Source organism: Mesorhizobium intechi (genome assembly GCF_002879535.1).
Classification (GTDB): domain Bacteria; phylum Pseudomonadota; class Alphaproteobacteria; order Rhizobiales; family Rhizobiaceae; genus Mesorhizobium; species Mesorhizobium intechi.
On record NZ_PNOT02000323.1, the window covers coordinates 1 to 1,624 of the forward strand.

The 1,624-nt window shown below is 64.0% G+C and carries 1 protein-coding gene; it reads right to left on the bottom strand.

All coding sequences use genetic code 11. From position 1 onward, the window contains the following. On the bottom strand, positions 1-1,624 hold a 1,624-nt coding region (locus tag C1D09_RS27530), incomplete at both ends, for a DNA topoisomerase (protein WP_208760438.1).

Here is a 1,624-nt window from a genome sequence, read left to right on the forward strand (position 1 = left end):
TCCTTGCCCTTGGGCAGCGTGGCATTGACCTTGCCGAAATTGACGTAAGGCCCGTATTTGCCGTCGCGCACGACGATCTTGCCGCCGCCATCCGGATGGTCGCCAAGCTCCTTCAGCGCCGCCGGCGTGCCGCCATTGCGGCCGCCCTTGCCCTTCGACTGCTTCTCGGCAATCACCGTGACGGCGCGGTTGAGGCCGATCGAGAAGACATCCTCGATGCTGTCGAGATTGGCGTAGGTGCCATCATGCAGCACGAACGGGCCATAGCGGCCGAGCCCGGCCGAGATCATCTTGGACGTTTCAGGATGCTTGCCGATATCGCGCGGCAGCGCCAGCAACGCCAGGGCTTTCTCATGGTCGATGGATTCGGGTGTCCAGCCCTTGGGCAGGCTCGAACGCTTGGCTTCCTTGCCGTCGCCGCGCTGGAGGTAGGGACCGAAGCGACCCGAGCGCAGGGTGATTTCCTCCGCCGTGTAGGGATCCTTGCCGAGCACCTTGATGCCGTCCTCGCCGCCGCCATTCTCGCCATTGGGATTGGCGGCGTCGCCGAGCTGGCGGGTGAAGGAACACTCGGGATAGTTCGAGCAGCCGACAAAGGCGCCGAACTTGCCGAGCTTCAGCGAGAGGTTGCCAGTGCCGCATTTCGGGCAGATGCGCGGGTTGGAGCCGTCTTCGCGCGCGGGGAAGACCAGCGGCGCCAGTTCCTCGTTCAGCGCGTCGAGCACGTCGGTGACGCGCAGCTCCTTGATGTCGGCGACGGCGCCCGAAAAATCCTTCCAGAAATCGCGTAGCACGTCCTTCCAGGCGAGCTTGCCGTCGGAAATCTCGTCGAGCTTTTCCTCCAGCGATGCGGTGAAGTCATATTCGACATAGCGCTCGAAGAAGCTTTCGAGGAAAGCGGACAACAGGCGGCCCTTGGCCTGCGGCACCAGCCGGCGCTTGTCGATCGTGACATAGTCGCGGTCCTCGAGCGTCTTCAGGATTGCCGTATAGGTCGAAGGCCGGCCGATGCCGAGCTCTTCCAGCTTCTTGATCAGCGTGGCTTCGGAATAGCGCGGCGGCGGCTCGGTCGTGTGCTGGGTGGCGTTGATCGCCTGTCGGGCAAGCTGCTCGCCGGCGCGGATTTCCGGCAGACGGCGGTTTTCCTCGTCCTCGGCGTCATCGTCCTTCTGATCGGTGTAGGCGGCGATGAAGCCGTCGAAGCGAACGACCGAACCGACAGCGCGAAGCTCGGCGCTGCGGGCGCCGTTGACCGCCTCGATCTCGACGGTGGTGCGCTCGATCTCGGCCGGCTGCATCTGGCTGGCGATGGCGCGCTTCCAGATCAGCTCATAGAGCCGCATCTGGTCGGAATCGAGATATTGCCGAACCGATGCCGGGGTGCGCATGAAATCCGTCGGACGGATCGCCTCGTGCGCTTCCTGGGCATTCTTGGCCTTGGTCGTGTAGAAGCGTGGCTTCTCCGGCAGGTATTTCGGGCCGAATTCCTTGGCAATGGCGTCACGGGCGGCGTCGATGGCCTCGGGCGCCATCTGGACGCCGTCGGTTCGCATATAGGTGATCAGGCCGGCGGTCTCGCCGCCGATCTCCATGCCCTCATAGAGCCGTTGCGCCACCTGCATGG